The sequence below is a fragment of the Spirosoma terrae genome, assembly GCF_010435915.1.
GTDB lineage: Bacteria > Bacteroidota > Bacteroidia > Cytophagales > Spirosomataceae > Spirosoma > Spirosoma terrae.
Genome location: NZ_JAAFZH010000014.1, coordinates 158169 through 184135 on the forward strand (window position 1 = coordinate 158169; position 25967 = coordinate 184135).

Below are 25967 nucleotides of genomic sequence, written 5' to 3' on the forward strand. Positions count from 1 at the left end.
GCAAGGACTGAAAACCGAATTTTATGTTTAACTGATTTTTTGTTGCCAGCGCCATGCATCACGTAACGATTCGGCCAGAGAACGGCTGGCTGTCCAGTCGAGCATTTGGTTCGCTTTGCTTACATCGGCATAGACTTGTTCGACATCGCCGGGGCGACGAGGGCCAATTGTATAATTTAACGTAACGCCGGTTTCCTGCTCAAATGTCTTAATAATATTCAGAACCGTTTCTCCTCGGCCCGTACCAATATTGATGACATCATAACTGGCATTGGCTGACGATTCGCTTAGCTTACGTAGCGCCTGAACATGGGCTTCGGCGAGATCTACTACGTGTATATAATCACGAATACACGTACCGTCTGGTGTGTTGTAATCGTTACCGTAAACAGTAAGGCTTGGACGAATGCCAGCTGCTGTCTGTGTAATGAAGGGGACTAAATTTGCCGGAACTCCTAGAGGCAGTTCGCCAATTTCGGCTGATGGATGGGCACCTACGGGATTAAAATAGCGTAGTGCCAGCGCCTTAATGGGCTGGTTGGCCGTAACCGTATCGCGTATAATATCTTCGCTAATGGCCTTGGTATTACCATATGGCGACTGAGCTGGTAACCGAGGTGTTGATTCCGTAACGGGCAAGTGTTCAGGTTGGCCATAAACCGTACACGATGACGAAAATACGAGGTTCTGAACGCCATATTTAGGCATCAGCTCGAGCAGCAGCATTAACGAATCGAGGTTGTTACGATAATACTTCAGCGGTTGCTGAACCGATTCGCCTACGGCTTTGTAGGCGGCAAAATGAATGATTCCCGTGAATGATTCATTTTGGAAAATCGCTTCCATAGCCGATGCATCGTTGCAGTTGGCTGGGTAGTATGTTACGTCGCGACCTAAAATTTTTCGGAGCCCATCGAGAACAGAGCGCTCGGAGTTGGAAAAATCATCCACAATAACCGGCTCGAAACCAGCTTCAACCAGGGAAACAACTGTATGGGAGCCAATGAAGCCTGCTCCACCAGTTACAAGAATCTTTGGGGAATTGCCTGTAGGATTCAAACCGTTTTTTATAAAATTTTTGTTGTTATTTTTAGAAATAAGCCCTTAAACCCAGACAAAAGTAGTATATTCAGGAGGTTTCCAAAAGGAGTTTTTATTCTAAGGGTTCACAAAAAAGAAAGAAAATAGCATGAGCGACAACGAATTAAAGGCTTTGATCTCCTTGCTGGACGACGAGGACATGGAAGTGGTTGAGCATGTTGAACAGCAAATCCGGCAAATTGGCGGACAAATGATCCCACTTTTGGAAACAGAATGGGAGGGAGCTTTTAACCCAGCGCTTCAAAAAAAGATAGAGGAAATCATTCATGACTTACAGTACGAATCTGTATTGGAACGAATGAGAGATTGGAAAAATGGAGGTGCTATGGATTTGCTCGAAGGGCTATGGATCGTGGCTACCTACCAATACCCGGATCTGGCACTGGACAAACTCAGGCAGGATGTTGAACAGCTCTATTATGAAGTCTGGATAGATATCAAGGCGGATATGCATCCCGACGAGCAAATCCGGGCCATGAACAATGCTTTTTTTACGAAACTGAAATTTGCTCCCAACACGAAGCATTTTCATTCGCCCTCCAATTCAATGATTAATCAGGTGTTGGAGAGCCGCCGGGGAAATCCGATTACGCTTTGTGTGCTTTATATGCTCATCGCCCGGCGCTTGAATCTGCCAGTTTATGGGGTTAATCTGCCAAACCTTTTTGTGCTGACCTACAAGAACGATAATGGCGTGCAGTTCTACATTAATGTATTTAACCGAGGATTGGTTTTTACTAAAAAAGACATTGATCAGTATATCGACCAGTTGAATTTGAAACGCCTTGATACGTTCTACCAGCCTTGTACGAATGTTGATATTGTACGGCGGGTGTTACGTAATTTAACATTGGCGTTTGAGAAAAACGGCGATACTGACCGAGTTCGTGAGGTTGATCGTATTCTTGATATGGTTAAAGATGATGGCGATGGATTGCCATTGTCAGACTATACGCAACGGTAAACTAAAAGGCAATCGCCAGTAAGCCGGGGCCTGCCTGAAAACAACGAATTGTCAATTTGGCTTCCTGATCGGGCAAACGGACGTAGCCCGTTAAGTTTTCTGCGCCGTCAGCAAATGGCTCAACATGTAGGTGCTCCCGAAAAGTAAGTTGCCGTTTACCATAAAGTTTATATAACGCTTCTTTGGCGCACCAGTAAACCGCCAGACGACTTGGTTTGCCTTCGGCATGAGCAATTTCACTTTCCGATAAAACACGGGGAACCACCCGTCGGAATTGATCTCTGATCGGTTCAATATCAATCCCGACGGGGCGCGTTCTGTGCAAAACCGCAGCCGCCCAACCGCCTGTATGCGAAAGGGAAATATGCCAGGACGAATTAAGTAAATGGGGTTTGCCAAACTCATCTTTATAAAGTCCGGTATAGACTACGCCCTGTTCTTCCACCAGTTGCCGAATAGCCGCCCTGCAGGCCAACCATTCGACCCGTTGGGCTGGATGACTAATGCCCGCTAAATCGGCCTGCTCAGGTATCGTTAAAGGGAGGTTGGCACGAAGCGTGGATTCATCTTCGGTAATTGGGTGGAGTACGGCTACGCACTCACTAGTTATAGGTATCGATAAAGTCACAAGTCAAAATTCGGAAGTCGTTCGAGAAAAAGAAAGGATTGACGACCTTTGATCTCGACTTTTGATTGATAGCACGTGATTGTTGAAAAAATAGATACGTTTGGTGGGCATCGGGATTGTGTATACTCCCTGGAAAAAGGACCACAAAGCAACCAGTTTTTTTCAACTGGTGCCGATGGATTAGTTGTACGCTGGAATCTGGGCCGTCCTGACCTAGGTGATCTGATTGCCAAAGTTCCGGCTTCTGTTTATGCTTTGGCATTCCATTGGTCAAGTGGTTTATTATGGGTAGGTCAGAACTACGAGGGATTACATCTGATCGATCCTGACAAGAAGCAGGAAGTCAGCTCCTTAAAGCTAACATCGGCCGCTATTTTTGATATTAAATTTTATAAGAACGATGCTTTTGTAGCACTGTCCGATGGGATCGTTGCTGTGGTTGATATAGAACAACTGGCTGTCAAAAAGCACCTGAAAGCATCTGAGCAATCCGCGCGAAGTATTGCTATAAATCCCGTGGAGCGGGAGTTTGCTGTCGGGTATAGCGATAACGTAGTACGTATTTTTGATCTAACGACTTATGAGTTGAAACGGATCGTAACGGGCCATACGAACTCGGTTTTCACCGTGGCCTATTCGCCCGATTTTCGGTTTTTATTGACGGCTGGTCGGGATGCCCACCTAAAAGTTTGGGAGGTGGAAAGGCAATACGAGGCTTATCAGAGCATAGTAGCTCATATGTTTGCTATAAACAGCGTAGTGTTTAGTCCAGATGGTACGTTGTTTGCCACGGCTAGTATGGATAAAGCTATTAAAATCTGGGATGCCGAAACATACAAGTTGTTAAAAGTAGTTGATCGGGCCCGGCACGCAGGACACGGTACTTCTATTAATAAATTATTGTGGACTGATTACGAAAGCCAGTTGATCTCGGCCAGCGACGACCGAACAATTTCTGTCTGGAAAGTAGCCTGATACGTAGTTTTTTGACCGAAAAAGCGGATTTCTCCTTGTATTTATTGGTAAATACGTATAATGAATGTTACTTCACCTTTATTAGGTATGTATAAAACTACCTTAACCGAAGCGCACCGATGAAAATTACTCCCATCGAGATCCGGCAGCATACATTTGACCGTGTGCTACGTGGCTATAAACCCGAAGATGTTGACGCATTTCTGGTATCGCTCTCTCAGGAATGGGAACGCGTAACCGGTGACCAGAAAATGCTGAAAATGCAGCTAGAACTGGCCGAGAAGGAACTGGGTAAGCTGAAGGAAGTTGAAATGACGTTGTTTCGTACCCTGAAAACAGCGGAAGACACCAGTACGCAGATTACCGATCAGGCTAACAAAGCGGCTGAGCAGTACTTAGCCGAAGCTCGTCAGAAAGCTGAAGACATGCTGGCCGAGGCTCGTAAAAAGTCGACGTTAATGGTTCAGGACGCTGAAAATCAGGCTCGTTTCCTGAAAGATAATATTATTAACGATCTGAAAACGCTGGAGCACGACTTTAAGGCCCTTGAAGACTACAAAGAAAATCTGGCTAATCAGATTCGTACGTTGGCTAGTAATGCCGTTGATAGCGTCGACCGTTTTGAGAAGAAGTTTGCCCGGCAGAATCTGAAAGGAAAACTGGACGAAGTATCTAACCAAATTCAGGAAGATATTAATGAAGCCGAGGAACATACGAATGCCGCGAACGGCAATTCGGCTAATCCAGCGGCTGAATTGCCTCTACTAAGTGAGCGGGAAACATCGATACCAGAAGCTATTCCAGTCGATGAGCCTGTTATTGAGAAGCTAAACGAAGCAATTCATCATGAAACGCAGTCGGCTGATAGCTCACCGGAAGTAGCTTCGCCTGCAGCAGAATCAGACGTAGCTATTGACGAGTCGACCTCGGAGTCGGTATTGGCCGAAGTGAATACGCCAGAGTCAACAGATGTGGCTACAGAGTCGGAAGAGCAACCGAAAAAAGGCGGATCATTTTTTGATCAGATTTAAGTAGCACTATATCTATCCGCTTGCCGGCAGGTAGCAGGCGCTGCTACGTACTATGGGAACAATTGCGTTAGAAGGACTGGAGTTTTTCTCCTATCATGGGTTTTATGATGAGGAGCAGAAAATAGGTAATAAATATTCCGTTGATATAATTGTAACGGCCGATTTTTCGGAAGCCGCCCGGCGCGATCGTTTAAGTGCCACCGTTAATTACGAAGACTTATATCAGATCACGGCGCGGGTGATGCAGCAACCCGCTCGTTTACTGGAGCATATTGCTCATTGTATTATTCAGGAAATACGGTTGAAGTACGTTGACTTACTATCCGTTGAAGTCAGCGTATCGAAATTCAATCCGCCAATTGGTGGCGTTTGCCACCGGGCCAGGATTACGTTAAAAGAATAAAAAAGGAGAGAACATCGTCTCTCCTTTTTTATTTACACCGCTTGCTGTAAACCGGCAAATGAAATGGACATGTGAGATGCGTCATAAACACATTCTCCATTACGAATCAAAAGTACCTGGGGTGATTCGTGTTCTATACCAAATTCATTTTCGATTTTATTGGAAATTGGCCGGTTTGCCAGAAGGTCGAGGTAATAAGGCTTTACGCCCAGTTGGTCGTTCCAATTGCGTTCCATACGGCTAAGAGCCATAGCGCTGATGGAACAGGTCGTGCTGTGCTTGAAAATTAGCACCGGCTGCTTCGCTGACTCTTCTTTAATGACGTCGAGTTGGGCGTCGCTAGTTAGTTTATTCCAGTTCATTGTATCAACACGCATTCTGTTGGCGTAAAATCAATCTTTTAGACAAAAAGTTCGTTAATCCTGTTGACGAATAGCCAGTTTCTCGGCCATTTCGGGCGTAATAGCTTCCGAGTAGGGGCCATACGCATCAACAAGGGTGCCTTTTTGGCCATCTTTAGATTCCACAGCGTATAGAACTGCTTCATCGCCGGGGTCGGTTTCGCCTTCAAAGCGAAATACATTCACAATGTCGAAATCGCCCGGATGTAGTTCCAGGTCATCCTGCTGGCAGGTTAATCGATCGTTCTTCAGGTTATAATCGCGAGTGAATCCTTGGTCGCGTAGTCCGTTTAAGGCTTCAGTGAGTGTGTCGTACGATTGCATAGTTTTGAATGGTTTGAGAGTAAGTGTTTAGCTTTGTAGTATTAACAAATCATTTATTCGCTTGTTTCCGGGATTTTACAACGCTGGCATAGCTATTTACCAGGTTTTGGTGCGGGCAGCGGCTCCATTTAACAAAAAGGCCCGACAGTGGATAGATGGTCGGCGCAACTGGTCTGATAATCTGTCGCAGAAACTGGCTAATAATAAGAACCCTATTGTCTGGTTTCATGCTGCATCGCTGGGAGAGTTTGAGCAGGGGCGTCCGGTTATAGAGGCTTTTCGGCTGAACTATCCTGACCATAAAATCCTTCTCACGTTTTTTTCTCCTTCCGGCTACGAAGTTCGCAAGAATTATGATGGCGCGGATTGGGTCATGTATTTACCCGCCGACACACCTCATAATGCCAGAACATTTGTAGCTACGGTGAAGCCAGTACTTGTCTTTTTCATTAAATATGAGTTTTGGTTTAATTATCTTCGAGAGTTGACTGTAACGAATATACCAGTTATTTCATTCTCGGCGATCTTTCGTCCCGATCAGTTGTTTTTTAAGCCGTATGGCGGCTTTTATAGGAAACTACTGACTTATTTTAGTCACATTCTGGTGCAGAACCAGGAGTCGGTTGACTTACTGAAAAGTATCGGTGTCAACTCCGTTACGTTGGCTGGCGATACTCGCTTCGATCGAGTGGCTCAGGTGGCGTCAGCTAAAAAAGATATTCCGGTTGCTCGTCTTTTTAAAGAGCAAAAACCTGTTCTTGTGGTGGGTAGCGCCTGGCCAGACGACATGGACGTACTGATTCCATTTATCAATCAGTTCAGCCAACCGTTAAAGGTCATAATTGCTCCGCACGAGATTCAGGATCACGATATCGAAAAATGGCGCCGTGAGTTGATAAAAAGCTCTATTCGCTTTTCGCAAACGCAGGATAGTGCATTTGATTTATTCACCCTGGCGGAGTTCGATGTACTTTTCATCGATAACGTTGGCATGCTTTCGTCGCTTTACCAATATGGCGAGTTTGCTTACATCGGGGGAGCTTTTAAACAAGGCTTACATAACATTCTGGAAGCTGCTACGTTCGGAATGCCCTTGTTTTTCGGCCCCGAATACCAGAAATTTCAGGAAGCCGTTGATTTGGTCAAAGAAGGCGCTGCCTTTCCTATTGGGAATACGTCGGAGTTAAATGCAGCGTTCGATAAGGAATATCAGGACCGATCCGTGTCGTCCAGTGTTAGTCGCCGTTACGTTCAGCGGAACGTTGGTGCAACGGCGCAGGTTATGGAAGTTGTAAAGCAATTAATAGACAAATAAACGATACGTTTGTATTGATAAATTTGATCCTTCAGCATTGAAAAAAGGTTTAATCATACGATCTACAGGCTCATGGTATGACATCCGGAATGAGGATGGTCATATTTTTCAGGGTAGACTGAAGGGCAAGTTTAAAATTAAAGGGCTGAAGGTTACCAATCCGATTGCCGTGGGCGACCACGTTACGTTCGAGATTGAGGATGAAGCTGAGAATACGGCTGTCATTACCGATATTGATCCCCGCGAGAATTATATTATCCGTCAGTCGGTTCATAAAACGGCACACGGACATATTCTGGCCGCCAACCTCGATCAGGCGGTGCTGCTGGCTACGTTGACCTTACCCCGAACATCGCTGGGTTTTATTGATCGTTTTCTGGTATCGGCGGAGTCATTTCGGATTCCTACCACTATTGTTTTCAATAAGACCGATATTTTGAACGATGAAGGGCTGGCCTATCAGCAGGAAATTATGGATATGTACGAATCGATAGGCTACCAGTGTTTATCAACATCGGCTACGGAAGGAGATGGGATCGATGCGTTTCGGCAACTGCTGGACCACAAGGTTACATTGTTGTCGGGGCATTCGGGCGTAGGGAAATCGTCGCTTGTCAATGCCATATCGCCGGAGTTGAATCTACGTACCAATGAAGTGTCGACGTTTGCGAACAAAGGCGTGCATACGACTACGTTCGCTGAAATGTTCGAATTAGCACCCGATACGTTCATTATCGACACGCCCGGTATTAAAGAACTTGGGTTAATCGATACTGAGAAGGAAGAAATTGGTCATTATTTTCCTGAGATGCGCGAGCGACTGAATCAGTGTCGTTTTCATAACTGTCTGCATATCAACGAACCGGGTTGCGCCATAAAAGATGCCGTTGCGGAAGGAGACATTGCAGAGTCGCGGTATATGAGTTATCTGAGCATGATGGAAGGCGAGGATAATCGTCGGTAAGGAAAAGAGACGAAAGGTATTGCGTCTCTACAGAATGCCTTCTTCGGTCAGGAGACCAGCTACGTTTAGTGTTACGTTATCCAGTACAGGAATCCTTACGTCCCAATCGACAGTAATCCAGTTTTCGTTTTTTGTCGCAACCACTACTTTACGGGATTGTGTCGTAATCCAGATGACGCGCTCCGTGCCAAAATCGAGCATAGTCTGCGTTTTCTGATGCACGTAGTCCTGCTGCATAGCTGGAAAAGCATCCAGGTCTATCTTACTGTCTACTTCTACAACAATTTTAGGCGCTACGTCGAAAAACTTGCCTTTGAGCGTAACCTTTTCTTTCTCGTACAGAGCAATATCGTTAGAGAGATTGTCACCTAACTGAATATGCAATCCGGGTTCGTTCGTAACAACCCAATAAGCCTTGCGATTAGCATGGCTATATAAATATGCATGTAGTGCAGATACAATGATCGCCTGTAGGTCGCTGCAACCCATAACTTCGCCGGGAGTTTTCCGTTTCGCCAATACATCCTTGTAGCCTTTCCGGTACAGCGGACGGCCGTTGAGCGTTTCGTAAATCAGATAGGAAGGTATTTGCTGAACGGCTTCAAGCGCCGGAGTTGCTGCTTCTGTTGCCATAGCCTTGCGGTTTACTACAATGATACAAAAATTTCCAGAGAATTGATTGTAGAGACGCAGGGGGGCGTCTCTACGGGGCGGACAGATCAACTAGTCATAGCGGCCAGTAAATCGGCCTGGGTAATGATATGAATCTGCTCTTTTTCGTCGCGAACGAGTAAGGCTTTATTGTCCCGGTCGATTAACGACGATAGCGAGTCGATGGTGTTGTCGAGGCCAACGAACTTGAACGGTTTGTCCATAACATCGCTTACTGGTTTATCTTTTATCGATGGATCTTCAATTAGCCTGGTCAGAATGGTAGAGTCGGTAAGACTACCAATAATGTGGCTGTTGTCATCTACGACCGGAATCTGCGAAATGCTATGGCGATTGAGCACTTGAATGGCTTGCCCTACCGAAACCCCTGAACCAATAGTTGTTAACTGCGACTGGCGATACGTAGCGTTTCCATTTTTGTTGTGAATAATATCCCGTGCCGTTTTAAAGGCGCGATCTTCCAGAAAACCGTGATCTTTCATCCACGTATCGCTATATATCTTAGCCAGGTAACGAGTACCATGATCGGGAAGCAGGATAACCAGTACGTCGTCGTCATTGAGATGATCTTTGGCCCATTCCAATGCGCCATGAACCGCTGTACCGCAAGACCAGCCAACAAACAGCCCTTCTTCGCGCGCTAGCCGACGCGCCATGATGGCGGCATCCTTATCCGTTACTTTCACAAAATAATCGATCAGGCTGAAATCGACGTTCTGAGGGAGGATGTCTTCACCGATGCCTTCGGTCAGATACGGATAAATTTCACCTTCGTCGAACTGTCCCGTTTCTTTATACTTTTTGAAAACAGATCCATAGGTATCCAGACCGATGGAAACAATAGCGGGGTTCTGCTCTTTCAAAAATTTCGACGTACCACAAATCGTCCCACCCGTTCCGACCCCAGCCGCGAAGTGGGTAATATTTCCATCGGTATCGCGCCAGATTTCGGGACCTGTCGTTTCGTAGTGGGCGGCCGTATTGGCCAGGTTATCGTACTGGTTTGGATAGAGTGAATTGGGAATATCGCGGTTGAGTTTCTTTGCTACGGAATAATAGGAGCGTGGATCATCGGGCGCTACGTTGGTAGGGCATACAACCACCTCCGCACCGACTGCCCGGAGAATATCAATCTTTTCTTTCGATTGCTTGTCGGCCATCGTGAAAATGCACTTATATCCCTTGCCAATAGCGGCCAGAGCTAGACCCATACCCGTGTTGCCGCTGGTTCCTTCAATGATGGTTCCGCCGGGTTTCAGAATACCGCGCGCTTCGGCGTCTTCAATCATACGGATCGCAATCCGATCCTTAACTGAATTGCCAGGATTGAAGTACTCGACTTTAGCTAATACGGTTCCTCGAATGCCTTTAGTCACTTTATTGAGCTTGACCAATGGCGTATTGCCAATCGTGTCGATGATGGAGTTATGGTAGTTCATGTGCGTGTTAGGCTATATGTGGTTGTTGTCTATTTAGTAAACCAACGAGTAAGGACTTCGTTTGCCTTTTACCTGCCTAATTCACCTGATTGCAGGCCTATTTAGCCAAATATTATATGAGTGATTTGTCTTTTTGTTTGTATGTTATTGTAAGTCAGTCTTTTATAGGGTGTCCTGGAGTGGCGTGCGCATTTGGTAAGCGGCTTTTCCCTATTCAGTATGCATTTTGAACAGTTCATGCAATTACGTTTTCTGTCTGGTTGAAGCGTGGTCTACTTTTGACCCAAGCTTTTAGCCAAAAACAACAAATACGAAGAAAACATGAAAACAATTGTTCAATCATTAGTAGCCGCTCTGCTCTTTAGTACAGCTACGCTGGCCTCCGATGTTATTCCAGCATCGACCAATCCAACCGTTACGACAAACTCTTATAAAGTCGTCGTTTATCCCGCCATTACGCCTAACAAACTGAACGTAATCGTAGAACGTCAGCCTGGGCAAATGATGGTTGTATCAATGAAAGACAGTAATGGCCACCGTCTGGGGCAGCAGCTAGTCGATAAAAAGCAGGGCACGTTCCGGTTTCAGTTTGACCTGTCGGCGCTGCAGGACGGAAACTACAGTGTTGAAGTAATCAGCGGGAATGACGTAGCGTTATATCCCGTTACGTTGAAAACTCAGTCTGCCCAAGAGACAACACGTACGATAACACTGAATTAATTCGCAGACAGCTTAGAACTGGAACAGCCACGGTACGTTACCGTGGCTGTTCGACTTCTAAGCTGTCTGTAGAATAGACTACTCATTTACCCATTTCTACGGCTCGCATCAATACGGTATTATCGGGGTCGATGACGACCTGGGCGGGTTTGGTTGCTAGCGGAATAGTGAACGTTTGATTTTGTTCGTTCAGAATAAGGCGGTTCGTACGGGACAACTCGCGGCCACGGGTCGGTCCGTTGCTACGGTCACGAATGCTGAAAGTGAGTGGTATCGTGAAAATGGTACCGCTACGTTGTGCCTGTCTGACGTCAATGATCAGTGCTTTTTTAGTGGCATCATAACTCGAACCCCAGACGATTTCAGGGTAGCCGGGTTGGTGGAGCCATTGGTTAAAAAACGTTCCCAATTTCTTGCCCGATACGTTCTCCATGATGGCTTGCAAATCGTTGGTTTGGGCATTGGCATTCCGAAATTTAGCGTAGTAAGCCCGGATACCTTTCCAGAATACGTCGTCGCCTAGTTCATGACGTAGCATATGCAGAACCCAGCCCGCTTTCTGATAGGAGTTCGGATTCAGCAAATCCATCAGATTCGATGCTGTGGAATCGATGATCGTTCCTTTTGGTTTGAGCGCTGTGTAGCGGAAAATCTGCCCTTTGTTCTGGTTCAAGACCGCATTTAACGTGTCTTTGCCGTAAGCATGTTCGAGATAAAGTGCTGAGAAGTACGTAGCAAAACCTTCACTGAGCCAGAGTTGCGACCAGTCGGCTTCGGTTGCTGAGTTGCCGAACCACTGGTGCGCAATTTCGTGCGCCAACAAGGCTTCTACATCCGAATCTTTATGACCGACAATAATCTTTTCGTTGTAAAAAACACAGCTGGCATTTTCCATTCCACCGAAAATGGTAGTCGACTCTACGTTTGCCAGTTTCTCGTAGGAATACGGCCCTACTTTATCAATAAAATACTGCAAGATTTCTTTGGCAGGCCGGTAATCGATAAAGCCTTTCTGGCTGTCTTTCGGATAAAGCCAGCTTTGGACGGGAATGCCACTCACGGAACCCACCTCATCGACTGCAAACCGGGCAGCTCCAATAACCATCACCTTCGTTGGAATAGGTGTATTTTCCTGCCAGCGCGTCAGTTTACGGCCATTTGGCACGTTAGTTTCACCCATAAACTTCCCGTTTGCTATGACGCGATACGTAGAAGGGGCATTGACAGCGAATGAACAAGTGGCTTTGTCGGAAGGATGATCGATAACGGGCAAGTAGTTACGGGCATTGTTGGGCCAGTTATCCCCAAAAAAGGTACGCTCGCCAAATTTGTTTCGACTGATAATAAGGCCTCTGGCCGGCGTACCATCATACCGAATCGTTACCTCCGTTGCCTGTCCGGGCTGAGCGGCTGGCAGATTAATAAAAACACGGTCGTTACGTTGGCTGAACGGAGCGGCTTTGCCATCGGCCAGACGTACTTCCCGAACTTTCATACCCGTTTGCGTTGAATCGCTCTTACCACCTATCAGGTCGAACCAGACGCTTTGGCGGTCGTCGGCGCGGGTGAACCGAATAATGGTTTCTCCTTTTATCTCGTTGGTTGAGTCACTTAACGTAATGGAAAAAGCGTAGTTCTGTACGTCGACGCCAGGTTGCATATAGCGAGCTGCATAACTGGGCAGTTGAGCAAACGCACCTTGGGTCAGTAGCAGGAAAAGAAAACAGAAAATGAAACGCACTTGAATCATATTGGTATTTATGTAGAACGTAGCGTTGAGCGATCTAGTCCACCGGGTATAGATAAGCTTATTCCTCGGCCAGCGTCCGGGAAATATTCATGCGGTAAACGCCTAATGCCGGTAGGGCTGCTGCCAGGAGTCCAATGAGTACAGCTATGCCCAGCAATATCCACTCTTCGGGTAAAATACTGAACGCGGCCAGGTTATAATGGTATTCGGAGGAGACACTATTGGAGAACAACCACAGGCCAACCCGACTGAGCAGAATACCTAATCCAAAACCAATCAGTGCCAATACTAGACCCTCTAGCAGCAGCATACTGAATAATTGGACTCGCGTGGCACCCATCGACAACATTAAGGCCATTTCGTATTTACGTTCTTTTAACGAATTGTAGAGCGACACAAATACGCTGATACCCGAAATGAGCATAATCACAACCGCCAGACCACGTAGTGTTTCAACGCCAACGCCCAGCAGCGAAAACAGCCGGTTGATTTCAATGTTGGGTAACGCAGCCTGAAGTTTGGAGTTGGTATTGATGCCCCGAGCGATCATCATACCCAGCGGATTCCGAAACTGAATCAGCATACTGGTGATTTCGCGGGGGGCTTCCTCATGGTCTTCGCCTTCGTGGACTTCTCCTTCTTCATGGTGTTCTTCGCCGTGCTCCTCATGGTGTTCATGGATGGCCCATACACTGGATAGGGGCGTGAGAATAAGCTGATCGGCAACCGTATTGCTGGGATTCAGAATACCGACTACTTTATATTTCGTATCAGCGTGTACTTCGCCTTCGGCATCTAAGCCGTGAGAGCCTGAAAAGGTATCGCCAATTTTCAGACCGGCAACTTCGGCAACACGGGGACCAATAACCGTTTCCAGATCTCCCTGAAATAGTCGTCCCTGACCAACTGTTGCGCCAAAATGATCGAGGTATTTTTTATTCGTACCAACAATCCGGAATGAGCGATAATTGTCGCCCATCGACAGCGGAATGGCGTTCTTGATCATAGGGTTACGAGTCAGCTTCTCGGCCTCTTCGAGCGGAATGTTACCCGTTGGTGAATCGATCTGATAAATACTCGACAGAATGAGCTGGAGCGGGCTACCTTTCGCGCCCAGCACCATGTCGATGCCTTTAATATTCTTCCGAAACTGGTCGTCTAACTGTTTGTTGAGCAGCAAAAGCAGCGAGATAATGGTGATGCCAAAGGTCATCAATAGGCCGCTCAGGAAACTGCTCAGGGGTTTGTCTTTCAGGTTGCTCCAACTAATTCGGAATAAATTCATGGTGGCTGATGAATGCTATTTGATCAGAAAAAGGCAAGCGTACTCTACGAATGAAAACTAGTATAAATCCAGCTTAAAATGGTGGCTGGCGATGTTGAATCGTTTGTTCAGATACAGTCGGTGGGCATCGTAACGAGCTGGGTTCTGACCCGAATCGAGCGATACGCACTGGTAGCCTTCATGACGGGCTTTGTCGATAACAAAATCGAGTAAAGCGTTGGCATACCCTTTGCCCCGCGCTTCCGCCAGCGTCGATAAATCATCGATATAGAGCGTTTTGCCACTGTATAGCAGATTCATGGTCCGGTAGCCAACAACCGCGGGCGATGGCCTGGTGTTGTCACCTTCTTCAATAAAAGCTAGTTCAAACCGGTCGTTTTCCTGCTGGAAGCGGATCTGCTCAAACGCCTGTTCAGGCGTCAAATGAGTACGTAATGCCAGCATGGCGGGAATGCAACGACGAATAGCCTCGTCAGATTGGGCAATTGTTACGGTCATAGTTTTGCGCGAATATCAGCCAGTAATACGTCTCCTCCCTGCGCTAAAATACGTTCCGCCAACTGGTGCCCCAGTGATGAGGCTTCTTCGGGCGCACCCGTAAAGTTCTCCCGCAGAAGCTGGCTACCGTCCAGACTAACCAATCCGCCTGTCAGCTCAATTGTTTTTTCGTCGGTCCATTGGGCCAGCGCAAAAGAAGGAATGCTGCAGCCCCCTTCCAGTCTGGCCAGAAAAGCGCGCTCGGCCAGCAGACAGGATTCGGTTAAAGAATGATTGGTTAATTGCCGAATGGCATTGATTTTGTCGATTGCCAGCGAATCGGCCGCTTCGATAGCAATGCTGCCCTGCCCGACGGCTGGCGTGAAATCAGATACGGGCAAATGCTCAACAATCAGGTCGTCGTAGCCCATACGATGAACGCCTGCGAAGGCTAGGAGCAAGGCATCACATTGCCCCTCATCGAGTTTGCGAAGACGGGTTTGTAGGTTGCCACGCATGTCGACCGTTGTTACGTGTGGGCAGAAGTGTTTAAGCATGGCTACCCGCCGGGTCGATGACGTACCGATCGTAAATTCACGACCATTGGTAAGCGATAAACTTTTGTTGCGGCTAACTAATACGTCGTTTGTAATTTCTCGCTCCGTAAACGCGATAATCGATAAGCCATTTGGTAAGCTCGATGGTAAATCCTTAGCGCTGTGGACCGCTATATCGATGCTGCCAGTCCGAAGTTGATCTTCGAGTTCCTGAGTGAAAACACCTTTGCTACCAATTTTCGATAACGAACGATCCAGTATCAGATCGCCTTTCGTTTCAATGAGTACTAGCTCGGCCGTTAAACCGCCTGCCTCCAATAGTGTTTTTATATGTTCAGCTTGCCACACCGCCAGGCGGCTGCTGCGCGTTCCAATTCGAATATGCATGAGAAGCTTTTCGTCGTTTCTGCCGTATAATTCGTGTCTAGCGTTGACTGCTGTTGTATTGGCTAACCAAAACTATAAACCAGGAACGACAAACTATATTTCTACAAAGGTACGGCTTAGGAGCCACCAAAACAGAGCTTTAAGGCGTTAAATGCAATTTACTGTTCTGTGGAAGAGAAACCACACAAAACCACAACCGGTACCGCTATTATTCCCCACTCGGCGGAACTGGCCGATTTGGCATAAACGAATACGACATTCTTCAATATCAGCCAAAAAGACACTGTATGCGCTGGAAACGCACGAATTGACTGACAGCTTGGCGGACAAAAGTAGGATTAAACCATTAGGCACGAGGTTTGTCTATACAACAGTACTTGGACAGTAAACAGCAACTCCTATGAAAGCGATAGAAAATGTATTTCAGGGAACGGGTGGTCAGGTCGATTTGCTCAATACCCTGTATGGTGGTTCGAGCCAGACGACAATGAAAGTTGATCGCGAGGACGAACGACTTGTTATTAAATTATCCGCACCAGGTGTTAGTGCCAATGCTTTCAACGTATTGATTGAAGGTAGCAAACTGGTTCTATATACGCTCCTGGTGAATACACCAACCCGGAGAGATGATGATGAAAATAGTCAACGGATGGCCGTGCCTATGTTTTTGAGGGTTCTTGACATCCCATCTTTTATTGATGCCGACCACATCGAAGCCGTTCATGAACACGGTCAGGTTAGGGTGATGCTACCTTTCAAAGATGAAGAACAAATGCACCGCCGGATCGACATAAAAGATTTATTCTAATACCTTCTTTCGTCCGGGATCATAAAGGGTCCTGTAGCCTATAGATCGAGTACGGGTCGTTTCTACGGAAGCGACCTTTTTTTATGTCCTTGAATCAGGGGTGTACTACGTAGAGTTCTGCAACAAGCTGAAAATCAAGTCTCGATACGTAATTAGAACTATTTCAAGAACTTACTTTTTAGCGTTTTGCCAACGTATTGATTGCGTTTGATTTATCCTTTTGGTTAGTGGCTCGTTGCCTAATTTAGCTTGCAGAAGTGGCTCAAAAACCTAACTTTGTTGGAGTCATCTATTTCACTGATTTCTTCATTCGCCAGTTTTGAAGGACTGGTAAAAATACATAAAAAGCAACTCTGGTTATGGCACAAAACGATGCAACCGAACCAATTTTAGAGGAAGACAAAGGCCGATTCGTGCTGTTTCCGATCAAGCACTGGGACATTTGGGAGTATTACAAAACCCACGAAGCTTCGTTCTGGACTGCCGAAGAAATTGACCTTGGTCAGGATATGAAAGACTGGAATGGTCTGAACGATAATGAACGCCATTTCATTTCGCACGTTCTGGCCTTTTTTGCGGCATCCGATGGAATTGTTAATGAAAATCTGGCTGTCAATTTCCTGTCGGAAGTGCAGTATGCCGAAGCAAAATGTTTCTATGGCTTTCAGGTGATGATGGAAAATATCCATTCTGAAACCTATTCATTACTGATTGATACGTATATCAAAGATGCGGCCGAAAAAGATCGACTGCTCAATGCCATCGATACAATTCCCTGTGTTCAGAAAAAAGCAGAATGGGCGCTCCGCTGGATAGAAAACGGTTCGTTTGCTGAGCGATTGATCGCTTTTGCGGCCGTAGAAGGTATCTTCTTCTCGGGTTCGTTCTGTTCTATTTTCTGGTTGAAAAAGCGGGGTCTGATGCCGGGTCTGACATTCTCCAACGAGTTAATCTCGCGCGATGAAGGTCTGCACCGCGATTTTGCCTGTTTGCTCTATACTGATCACATTAAGAACAAACTGCCAGAAACGCAGATCTACGATATTATCCGTAACGCGGTTGAAATTGAGCAGGAGTTTGTATCTGACGCTTTGCCCGTATCGCTGATCGGGATGAACGCCGATCTGATGAAACAATACATCGCGTTTGTAGCCGACCACCTGCTCGTGACGTTAGGGTTACGTAAACTATATAACGTAGCAAATCCGTTTGATTTCATGGATATGATTTCGTTGCAGGGCAAAACCAACTTCTTCGAAAAGCGCGTTGGTGAATACCAGCGGGGCGAAGTTATGGCCAAGTTCAGAGCGTCTAAAGCAGCCGCTAACCAACCAGAAGGTGCAGAGAATCCGGCGCCTGTTGTCGCAGTAGAAGAAGCTAAAGGTATTACGTTCGACGCCGATTTCTAAACATAGTGAGGCTACTTAGTCAGAATTGTTGAGTATAATTTACCAATACTGATATTTTTTAATACATTAGTAGAAAGCAAAAACCCTGCTTAAACAATTTGTTTAAGCAGGGTTTTTGCTTTCTACTCTTTCTACCTTCTTCTAAAAAGAAAATACATGGCTGTTACGGGAATTAGCCGATACATGAGGCTTTGGAAACACATTGCCAATCCTTTTGACTACTTAATCTATAAGAATGAGCGGCATAAACATGGCTGCTTCTTTGTGACGAAGCCCTTTCCAATCCGGTTTCGAGTACCTAACAGCTTATATCTGGTCTTCAAGGAAATTTTCATGACCGATGTGTATGAAATTGATCGATTGGCGAGTCAATTACCCAACAACCCTACCATAATTGATATTGGGGCTAATGCGGGTTTTTTCGACATACAACTGCTATCGAAAATTGGTCAGGCAACTATTTATGCCTACGAGCCAATGCCTGCCAATGTGAAAAGCCTACAGGAAACGATAGCGAACAACAGCAGGCTTCAGCGTTGTATCCGTCTCTTTGCGATGGCTGTTACCGGACGGGCATTTGCGCAGCTTAGTTTATTTGCCGAACCTGAAGAAAATAGCCAAGTGGTGGCATCGGTATTTGCTGAATTTCACCAAAATAATACCTGTGAACTAACAGTACCCTGCATTACACTCACCGAAATTATGTTGGGAAACTCTTTACAGATCGTTGATTTGCTGAAGATGGACTGCGAAGGAGCGGAATATGATATTATTTATCACACTGACCCCGAACTGATTCGACGTATCAGGCAAATGACCATTGAAGTACACGATGTTGATTCCGACAGAAATAACGTAACGGTTTTTGATCAATATCTTCAGGAGATGGGTTATACCACATCCTATTCACGAATAAATTCATCCTGCTACGCCCTGGAAGCCATTCGTTAGGATGATGTACCTAAAACCTGTTTATATAATGTCCAATAATCGGCGGCCACTAAATCCCATCTAAATTTTGCGCTTTGTTGTTTAAGACGTTCGGGCATTGATGGGTCGTTACGATACGTGGTCATACCGTGCTGAAATGTGTCTACCATTGTCTGCGCATCAAACGATGGGAAATAGAAAGCTTCAGATCCGCCTACTTCTGGCAAGCTTGTGAGCGGAGAGGTAAATACGGGTTTTCCAAAGGCCATTGCTTCTACAACGGGTAGTCCAAAGCCTTCCAGTAACGACGGGAAGAGAAATGCATCGCAGTGCGCATAGAGCCACCATTTTGTGGGGTCATCGATGGGGCCAGGAATGATCAGTCTGTCTAATACGCCCATTTGCTGAGCCTGTTGCCGAATTTGTTGGCTATAAGCGGGTTTGTCGGGGCCAGCCAGTACTAAACGATACGCCGGATTGGCGGCTAACAGCGGTAGTAAGGTATGGACGTTTTTGTAAGGCTGGAGCATACCAATAAAAAACAAAAATGGTCCATCCAGCTCAATAGGCGCAGAAATAGTAGGAATATTGGTTGGAATGGTTACGCCCAGATGAATGGCTTTAAGGAGTTTGGTTTTTGGAACGACTAATTGTTTACGAACATCGGTTGCTACGTAGTGCGAAATGGTTGTAATAGCGTACGCTTTATCAATACAGCGCTGGTAGTGCTTTTTTTGCTGACGTTTCCGCTTTTCTGAATACTCAGGAAGCGATAAATAATTAAGGTCTAATATGGTGTATATCAGCTTGCTGGGGCGGACAGGCAAAAACTTGGAGCCCTGATGAAGGCAATGCCAGACATCAAATTTCCAGGTGTTCCAATAGCGATGCCATTTCTTTGCGACTTTATACTGAACAGAATTACCAAAAACACCCACCTGCTCCGGCGGTACAAGAAACGTTAATTCCCAGTCTGATGGTCGTTGACGAACCAGCTCCTGGCCTAGGTGAAGACAAACCTGACCGAGTCCACTATTAATATTCGTCATGCGTTCTGTTTCCAGAAAAAGACTCGGCATAATGGTAATCGTTGAAATGAAGTAAGAATAAGTTGGTGAATAGGCTTACTCGTTGCTGCCCAACACCTGCCAGACCAGATCAGATTCGTATCCCTTGCTTAGTGCATAGCGAACTAATTTCTGCTTGACAATGAGTGGATTATCGTCTCGAATGCTTCTGCGTTTTTTCTCCAGCAACTCAGTGAGCGTTTCCCGGTAATCGTCGGGAGCAATTTCGTTCATAGCCTGATCCAGATTGTAGCCGGTGATTCCTCGTTGCTGCAGATGTTGCTTGATTTTACGCTTGCCCCAGCCTTTAACCCGAAATTTGCCACCCGCAAACGATTTGGCAAAACGCTCTTCATTCAGGTAGTTCTGCTGGATTAGTTCGGCAATCACTTCTTCGGCATCATCGCCCAGAACACCCCAGTCTTTTAACTTGTCGCGGACTTCCTGTTGGGTTCGTTCCTGATAAGCGCAAAACATGGCTGCTTTGCGAAGTGCGTCTTTCAGATAATCAGTCATAAAGAAAAAACACGTAGCAAACTGCCGAGGTTCAGATGGGGAAGATAGGATGTATGATGTATGGAATAGACTTTTATATGTCATACATTCTACATCATACGCCCTATATCATACATCCATTTCTACCACGTTCGTTTACTCATAACTTTGTCGAGTTCGGCCCGTGTCATGGTGCCGAGCTCAGGGTGTTGGCCCAGCCATTTTAGAAAATTTGTTTTGATTTCGTCAGTCCACTGGCTGTCGATCTGGCCAGTTGTATAACGCCCCGACTTTACCATCTCAAACCCGAACTGATCCTTGCGAGTCACGAATTCGCAGGTCGTAATAACCTGTTCGGCCATGTGAGCCGGAACAAAAAGGACGCCCTCCCGCTGAGCAATAACCAGATCGCCCGGCAACACCATCGTGCCACCGATACGTATGGGCGTGTTTAGGCCCATCAGCACCATTTCTTCCAGAAACGAAGGGTGAAAGTCGCGAACGAACGCGTTGAAGCCTTTGATGTTCTGCAATTCCTGTAGATCGCGTGCCGCTCCGTTAAAAATAACGCCGTTGCCGGTTTTGCTGAAGATGGCATTCCCTAACGTAGCGCCAACGAGCGTTCCGCCACCAATCTTACCAAAGCCATCGGCTACGTATACATCGCCTTTGGTGAGGGTTTCAATGGGCCACGTATTGGTATTCCCTTTTCGACCTTGTTTCGTGATGCCCCGGTCCTTAATGTTTTTTTCAATATCCGGGCGACTCGGCATGAACATCGCCGTAACCGCGCGGCCAATTACGGGTACGTCGTCTTTAATTAATTTCCAGCCACCTTCAAACTGATTCAGATAGCCTTCGTTTTTCAGGACTGTCCAGGCGTCGTCGAGCCCAATAGCTTTAGCTCTTTCCAGTAAGGCATCTGGTACTTTAGGGCGACCATCTGGAAAACGCTCTCCTTTCCATTCTGAGGTTAAGAATGTTAATTCGTCTTTAGACATGGTTTGGGCAACTGAGTAGCCGTTTACCAGGAGAAAGGCAGCAAAAGAAAGTAAAAGAGTAATACTGGATTTCATTGTCAGGCTTAAGATACAACAATACAAAACTCAGGATTTATGGCATGCGGACAAAAAATAATAGGCTTCGAAGGCCTATTATTTTGATGTCTGGTAACTAGTCAGAGCGGGTAAATTAATGCCCTTTAGCCAAATACGCTTCTATATCTTTCGACGTAATGGCTAGTTTTTTAGGATACTTAGCAACCCAGGCTCTGAATTCATTCTTGATTTTATCGGACCAGTCGCCGTGGATTTCGCCGGACGGGTACTTGCTTTGCTGAAGCAGAAAGCGTTCAAATTCGTCGCGCAAAGCCGTCATTTCTGATTCAGAAACCAGCTCATCAACCAGATGGGCCGGAATGAAAACGACACCATATTCATTCGCAAACACTACGTCGCCGGGCATTACGGTTACCTCGCCAATACGGATGGGCGCATTGATTGACGTGGGTGTCATGTCTTTAATATAAGACGGATCATGCCCTTTGACCCAGGCATTGAACCCTTTCGTATCTTTCAATTCCTGCATATCCCGGATTGATCCGTAAAAGATGACGCCCCGGCCAGTTTTGCCGTAAATAGCATTGCCCAGGCTGGAGCCTATCAACGTACCATCTTTCACTTTTCCGTAGCCATCTGCTACGTATATATCGCCTTTCGTCAGGATATCGATAGGCCAGATGTTAATCCCGCCTTTTTGGGAACGACCTTCGGCCCGCCCCTGCCTTCTTACCAGGCTATCCAGGTCGGGTCGGCTGGGCATAAATTGGGCTGTAACAACCCGGCCGGTCATGGTTTCGCCAGGTTTAAGGATAACCCAGTTTTTCTCGACCTGATTTCGATACCCCTTCTTGCCGAGGTAGCCCCATACCTGCTCCAACGTACAGTTTTGCAAACGTTCCAGGACCAGATCAGATACGTGTGGACGGCCATCGGGCAGGCGTTCTCCTTTCCATTCGGCCGTTAGGGCTTTAACATATTCGGGAGATGAGCCTATGCGTTGAGCTCGTCCGGAAAGGCTGCCTAAGATGCCAAGAGTAGCTAATAGTAAAGTTCGTTTTAACATGGAATGTAAGGGCGTTGATATACTATTGAAGAGGTAATTGGTATCCGCTCTCATACGCTGGGAGAGATGGACGAACTGGCTACGTATGCATCATGGCAGCCAATGGACATAAACGATACGTAGCGATGAACTTTCATAGTTGCTGAAAAATGTCTAAAAGACAATTATGTTGATAAAAGCCGTTTTGATAAGTAAAATACTGGCATTAGATCATTTTATAAAGAGTCGATTGTAAAATCCCGCAGAATTCCTTAACCATGAAAAACATTTTATCTCGTTTATCCTTATCCGATAAATCATCAGACCGCCGTGATTTCCTGCGCAATGCCGGATTGGGTGGCCTTTCGCTTGGCTTAGCGTTCGACAACCGTCCCGAGCAGGAAATGGAGTTCATTACCCAGAAAGTAGGGCGTTCGTCTAAGCCATCGGATTTGAAAATTACGGACATGCGCGTTGCTATTTTGCAGGGCGTTCCGTTCAGCAGTCCAATCATTCGGATTGATACGAATCAGGGAATTGTAGGTTGGGGAGAAGTTCGGGATGGCGCCAGTGCCAACTACGCGCTGATGCTGAAAAGCCGCTTATTAGGTAAGAATCCGTGTAACGTCGAGCAGATCTTCAAACAGATTAAACAGTTTGGTGGACAAAGCCGGGCTGCTGGTGGCGTTTGTGGCGTTGAAATGGCGCTGTGGGATCTGGCCGGTAAGGCGTATGATGTACCAGTCTATCAGCTACTGGGTGGAAAATACCGCGATTTCATTCGTCTTTACGCCGATACGCCAGAGGCCAACAATTATGAGGATTTTGCCAAGAATATGCAGAAACGCCGGGAGCAGGGCTATACATTCCTGAAAATGGATTTCGGTATTGGTATGCTGGCGGATGAACCAGGAATGCTCGTTAATGCGTCAAACTGGAGTGTAAAGCAACAGTGGAGCGATCGTGAACCGGGCAAACTGGGCAACTACGCAAACACCAAGCACCCCTTTACCCGGATTCAGGTGACGAAGAAAGGACTGGATCGACTGGCCGACCACGTAGGAAAAGTTCGCGAGATTGTTGGGTATGACCTGCCGCTGGCTGCCGACCATTTTGGCCATTTCGACGTTAATACGGCTATTCAGATTGGCAAGGCGATGGAGCCATTCCGGCTGGCGTGGCTGGAAGATCTGGTGCCCTGGATGTATACCGATCAATGGAAACAGATTTCTGATGCGATTGATACGCCAACCTTAACCGGCGAAGATATTTATCTGAAAGAAGGCTTTATTAAGCTGATCGATGCGAAAGCAGTTGATATGATCCACCCCGACCTGGCTTCATCGGGCGGTTTGCTGGAAACCAAGAAGATTGGTGATTATGCCGAAGAGAAGGGAATTCCAATGGCGATGCACTTTGCTGGTTCACCTATTTCGATGATGGCCAACATTCACTGCGCGGCAGCAACCGAAAATTTCGTAGCCCTTGAGCACCACGGTGTAGACGTACCAGGCTGGGAAGATCTGGTAACTGGCATGAAGCCGATTGTTGAGAAAGGATTCGTACGGGTCCCGGAAAAACCAGGTTTGGGCGTCGAGTTAAACGAAGAGGTTGCTAAAAAATTCCTCAAAAAAGGCGGTACGTGGTTCGCGCCAACTGACATGTGGAACACGCGCGACTCTGCCGACCGCGAGTGGAGTTAAATTAGGTGTTTATAGTTGTATTAAGTGATTAGGCTGTCTCCGACAGCATCCTGCTGTCGAAGCCACTTAGTGGCTAATTGGGGCATTACAACTTAGCCTATGGCTTCGACAGCAGGATGCTGTCGGGGACAACCTAATCACTCAGTTCATGTAGTTTATAGTGGCTGACGCAAGACTGGGCATAACCAAACAAACAGGGCAAATTTCCGACCGCCACGGCGGACCATTTGTGCCTAATATGTGAGTGTTGTAAACTTAATTTACTGCGTTCTGACACTATGGCCGTCAATAACTTGAATGTTGTATAGCGGCATTTCGTCTCACAAACTCAGCTAAAATGTGAGAATTTTGGACGGCCCGCCGTCGCGACCGTCCGCGGCTGCGGTTGATTCGTGACGGGGCCGCCCGAGCGGATAACAATTTGAGACTTCATCTTATTTAGATTGTCCTTTCAAAGACAATCACCATCTTCATCGCCAAAAACGGTGGTTAAACTACCACAATAAGGCCCTGAATTGGCGCACCTCACAGGCTGGCCTCGTTGTTCAGCTTTACTACTTGAGTGGACTGATAATTATACCGGCGACGGCAAGCAAAAACGCGGCTGATTTATCGGCGCAATTATTAGGTCTATTTAAGCTGTTTCGAAAAACACTGATGCTTTCAGCGCGCTGCCCGTACGGCCAAGACTAGTCTGAGTAACGGGTGGCGTAGACCACTTCAGCAAACCCACCACCAGAAAGGGGGAAAGAAATGTCCCGGGTGCCCCGTAGCGACAGGACAACCGGGACACCGAACCGGTTGCAAAACCGGGAGCCGATTCACTTACTGCGCAATCAGGGTAAGCCTAAAGCGGGCGGTAAACGGTTGGGACGAAATTTTGCAATCTTCCGAGAGATATAGGGTAGCGGTTAGGGAGCCCGTTATGGTCTTTCCATCCACCGAGTCGATACGAATACTGTTAGGTGAGTTGATCTGCCCGCCATTGCAAGGGTAGACGTACGTTGCCCAATAGGCCGTCAGGCCATCCGACAGCATAATATCCGCGCGTCCGTCCAGAGGTGCTTTTAGGTTGTCGTACGAATAGGTGGTTGATGCCTTGAGCTGATTTGCACGAATACTCATGGTCATCACCCGATTCTGGCTATTGGGATTGCCAACGTTGGTCACTATGGTAACGCCCTGCTGACTGATAAACCCGATGGCATTGCAGGCATACGTTTTCCCGGCCCAGGTGGCCTCAAATGAGTTACCCTCGATAGCGATATTCGCCAGAATGATCGCTTTACCCGTTGCTCCCTTACGAGGCTGGAATTTAGGGGGTATGAAGTCATGAACCTCCACGCCCGCTACCCGCCAGTTTCTGACTTTACCCGGGTCCTGTAGCACTTGTTGCTGAGTCAGGGCCACTTCACTCCGTTCCGCATCAGGCGCTTTGTGAAGATCATCGTAATAGCCTACCAGTTTGAGGTTGGTCGATTCGCCGGGCTTGATCAAGGTTTTTTCGACTTCCAGGTTAAATTCAGCAAACGCCCCCCAGTCACTAAAGTGCGTGGTGTTGACCGTCAGCGTGCGGGTGGCTTCGTCCAGCTCGGTGTTGGGCAGCGCTTTCCAGATGCCATCGTTCCCTTGGTAGGCCATGAATAGTAACTGATCGGACGTACCCTCCAGCTCGTCCTGCTGGTAGTGAAACTGAAGCGTTACGGGCTTAGCAAACGTCACCCCCTCGGGTAACAAGCGGAATGACTGCTTGCCGATCAGACCGGGAAGGGTAGGCGTCACGGGCTGTATGGTGAAGCTGGTGGCTTGGGCTACTCCATGACGGACTACGTAGAGCCGAAAAAGCTGCCGGGCTTGATAAAGCCAAAAGCAGCTTCCCCTTTCGTCGCTACGTACTGGAGCGACACGACCGCGTCGGCGGCCCGGATCGGCATGGATGAGTTCCTCAAACTGAATCTCAGCGCAGAGGATTACGCATTTCACAAGTCAAACGCTCCGGACTCACTCTAAAACCAACAAAAAAGCCCCGATGGAATTCATCAGGGCTCCGAAGCTGTTG

Annotated in this window: 26 protein-coding genes; 11 read left to right on the forward strand and 15 right to left on the reverse strand. The window is 46.9% G+C overall.

From position 1 onward, the window contains the following. Positions 1-27 precede the first annotated feature (27 nt). Positions 28-1059, reverse strand: coding sequence for a UDP-glucose 4-epimerase GalE (galE, locus tag GK108_RS24235; RefSeq protein WP_163954058.1), 1032 nt, complete (start codon positions 1057-1059; stop codon positions 28-30). 130 nt (positions 1060-1189) lie between these two features. On the opposite strand from galE, the gene GK108_RS24240 reads away from it, so the two are divergent. After that, entirely contained in the window at positions 1190-2065 is an 876-nt protein-coding gene (locus tag GK108_RS24240) for a transglutaminase-like domain-containing protein (protein WP_163954060.1), read from the forward strand. Position 2066: 1 nt separating this feature from the next. Here GK108_RS24240 and GK108_RS24245 read toward each other — a convergent pair whose 3' ends face one another. Continuing rightward, complete coding sequence (locus GK108_RS24245; RefSeq protein ID WP_163954062.1) at positions 2067-2693, reverse strand: 4'-phosphopantetheinyl transferase family protein; 627 nt, start codon at positions 2691-2693, stop codon at positions 2067-2069. 75 nt (positions 2694-2768) lie between these two features. Here GK108_RS24245 and GK108_RS24250 point away from each other — a divergent pair, with 75 nt between their 5' ends. The 3 genes from GK108_RS24250 to folB all read left to right on the forward strand — a co-directional run bounded on the left by GK108_RS24250 (position 2769) and on the right by folB (position 5102). Beyond that, complete coding sequence (locus tag GK108_RS24250) at positions 2769-3668, forward strand: WD40 repeat domain-containing protein (protein ID WP_163954064.1); 900 nt, start codon at positions 2769-2771, stop codon at positions 3666-3668. A 119-nt stretch (positions 3669-3787) separates the two neighbouring features. Next, the gene (locus tag GK108_RS24255; protein ID WP_163954066.1) at positions 3788-4699 is read left to right on the forward strand and encodes a DivIVA domain-containing protein; all 912 of its coding nucleotides are present in this window, start codon (positions 3788-3790) and stop codon (positions 4697-4699) included. A 52-nt stretch (positions 4700-4751) separates the two neighbouring features. Next, complete coding sequence (gene folB, locus GK108_RS24260) at positions 4752-5102, forward strand: dihydroneopterin aldolase (protein ID WP_163954068.1); 351 nt, start codon at positions 4752-4754, stop codon at positions 5100-5102. Between the two features lie 32 nt (positions 5103-5134). Here the strand turns inward: folB and ytxJ are convergent, their stop codons facing one another. Further along, entirely contained in the window at positions 5135-5464 is a 330-nt protein-coding gene (gene ytxJ, locus GK108_RS24265; protein WP_163954144.1) for a bacillithiol system redox-active protein YtxJ, read from the reverse strand. A gap of 54 nt (positions 5465-5518) precedes the next feature. After that, complete coding sequence (locus tag GK108_RS24270; RefSeq protein ID WP_163954070.1) at positions 5519-5827, reverse strand: phosphoribosylpyrophosphate synthetase; 309 nt, start codon at positions 5825-5827, stop codon at positions 5519-5521. A 61-nt stretch (positions 5828-5888) separates the two neighbouring features. Between GK108_RS24270 and GK108_RS24275 the strand changes: the two genes are divergently transcribed. After that, the gene (locus tag GK108_RS24275; RefSeq protein WP_163954072.1) at positions 5889-7142 is read left to right on the forward strand and encodes a 3-deoxy-D-manno-octulosonic acid transferase; all 1254 of its coding nucleotides are present in this window, start codon (positions 5889-5891) and stop codon (positions 7140-7142) included. Between the two features lie 37 nt (positions 7143-7179). Then, positions 7180-8106 (forward strand): ribosome small subunit-dependent GTPase A, encoded by a 927-nt coding sequence (gene rsgA, locus GK108_RS24280; RefSeq protein WP_163954073.1) that lies wholly within the window; start codon positions 7180-7182, stop codon positions 8104-8106. A gap of 27 nt (positions 8107-8133) precedes the next feature. On the opposite strand, the gene GK108_RS24285 is transcribed toward rsgA, so the two are convergent. Further along, positions 8134-8739 carry a PDDEXK family nuclease gene (locus tag GK108_RS24285; protein WP_163954075.1) on the reverse strand — a complete coding sequence of 202 codons (606 nt, stop codon included), beginning with the start codon at positions 8737-8739 and terminating at the stop codon, positions 8134-8136. Positions 8740-8825: 86 nt separating this feature from the next. Next, the gene (locus GK108_RS24290; protein WP_163954077.1) at positions 8826-10217 is read right to left on the reverse strand and encodes a cystathionine beta-synthase; all 1392 of its coding nucleotides are present in this window, start codon (positions 10215-10217) and stop codon (positions 8826-8828) included. A gap of 321 nt (positions 10218-10538) precedes the next feature. Between GK108_RS24290 and GK108_RS24295 the strand changes: the two genes are divergently transcribed. Continuing rightward, positions 10539-10937 (forward strand): hypothetical protein, encoded by a 399-nt coding sequence (locus tag GK108_RS24295; protein ID WP_163954080.1) that lies wholly within the window; start codon positions 10539-10541, stop codon positions 10935-10937. An 82-nt stretch (positions 10938-11019) separates the two neighbouring features. Here the strand turns inward: GK108_RS24295 and GK108_RS24300 are convergent, their stop codons facing one another. Genes GK108_RS24300 through hemC form a run of 4 tightly spaced genes read right to left on the reverse strand, consistent with a single transcriptional unit; the run spans position 11020 to position 15393 of the window. Next, on the reverse strand, positions 11020-12687 hold the full coding sequence (locus GK108_RS24300; RefSeq protein WP_163954082.1) for a M1 family metallopeptidase: 1668 nt from the start codon (positions 12685-12687) through the stop codon (positions 11020-11022). Positions 12688-12745: 58 nt separating this feature from the next. Beyond that, positions 12746-13972: an ABC transporter permease gene (locus GK108_RS24305; RefSeq protein ID WP_163954084.1), complete on the reverse strand. Its 1227-nt coding sequence runs from the start codon at positions 13970-13972 to the stop codon at positions 12746-12748. 57 nt (positions 13973-14029) lie between these two features. Next, positions 14030-14470, reverse strand: coding sequence for a GNAT family N-acetyltransferase (locus tag GK108_RS24310; RefSeq protein WP_163954086.1), 441 nt, complete (start codon positions 14468-14470; stop codon positions 14030-14032). Then, entirely contained in the window at positions 14467-15393 is a 927-nt protein-coding gene (gene hemC / locus GK108_RS24315) for a hydroxymethylbilane synthase (RefSeq protein WP_163954088.1), read from the reverse strand. The genes GK108_RS24310 and hemC overlap by 4 nt, the downstream gene beginning before the upstream one ends. A gap of 400 nt (positions 15394-15793) precedes the next feature. On the opposite strand from hemC, the gene GK108_RS24320 reads away from it, so the two are divergent. The 3 genes from GK108_RS24320 (at position 15794) to GK108_RS24330 (ending at position 18561) form a co-directional block, all read left to right on the forward strand. Further along, positions 15794-16201, forward strand: coding sequence for an Hsp20/alpha crystallin family protein (locus GK108_RS24320; protein WP_163954090.1), 408 nt, complete (start codon positions 15794-15796; stop codon positions 16199-16201). A 359-nt stretch (positions 16202-16560) separates the two neighbouring features. After that, the gene (locus GK108_RS24325) at positions 16561-17610 is read left to right on the forward strand and encodes a ribonucleotide-diphosphate reductase subunit beta (RefSeq protein ID WP_163954091.1); all 1050 of its coding nucleotides are present in this window, start codon (positions 16561-16563) and stop codon (positions 17608-17610) included. 264 nt (positions 17611-17874) lie between these two features. Next, on the forward strand, positions 17875-18561 hold the full coding sequence (locus tag GK108_RS24330) for an FkbM family methyltransferase (RefSeq protein WP_163954094.1): 687 nt from the start codon (positions 17875-17877) through the stop codon (positions 18559-18561). Here the strand turns inward: GK108_RS24330 and GK108_RS24335 are convergent. The 4 genes from GK108_RS24335 to GK108_RS24350 form a co-directional block, all read right to left on the reverse strand. Beyond that, complete coding sequence (locus GK108_RS24335) at positions 18558-19619, reverse strand: glycosyltransferase family 4 protein (RefSeq protein ID WP_163954096.1); 1062 nt, start codon at positions 19617-19619, stop codon at positions 18558-18560. The genes GK108_RS24330 and GK108_RS24335 overlap by 4 nt on opposite strands. Positions 19620-19664: 45 nt before the next feature. After that, a complete protein-coding gene (locus GK108_RS24340; RefSeq protein ID WP_163954099.1) occupies positions 19665-20123 on the reverse strand; it encodes a regulatory protein RecX in 459 nt (152 codons plus the stop codon). 122 nt (positions 20124-20245) lie between these two features. Then, positions 20246-21178, reverse strand: a complete 933-nt coding sequence (locus GK108_RS24345; protein ID WP_163954100.1) for an RraA family protein — start codon at positions 21176-21178, stop codon at positions 20246-20248. Between the two features lie 115 nt (positions 21179-21293). Further along, entirely contained in the window at positions 21294-22226 is a 933-nt protein-coding gene (locus GK108_RS24350; protein WP_163954102.1) for an RraA family protein, read from the reverse strand. A 257-nt stretch (positions 22227-22483) separates the two neighbouring features. Here GK108_RS24350 and GK108_RS24355 point away from each other — a divergent pair, with 257 nt between their 5' ends. After that, a complete protein-coding gene (locus tag GK108_RS24355) occupies positions 22484-23908 on the forward strand; it encodes a mandelate racemase/muconate lactonizing enzyme family protein (protein WP_163954103.1) in 1425 nt (474 codons plus the stop codon). Between the two features lie 825 nt (positions 23909-24733). Here the strand turns inward: GK108_RS24355 and GK108_RS24360 are convergent. Beyond that, positions 24734-25891, reverse strand: coding sequence for a hypothetical protein (locus tag GK108_RS24360; protein WP_163954104.1), 1158 nt, complete (start codon positions 25889-25891; stop codon positions 24734-24736). Positions 25892-25967 lie beyond the last annotated feature (76 nt).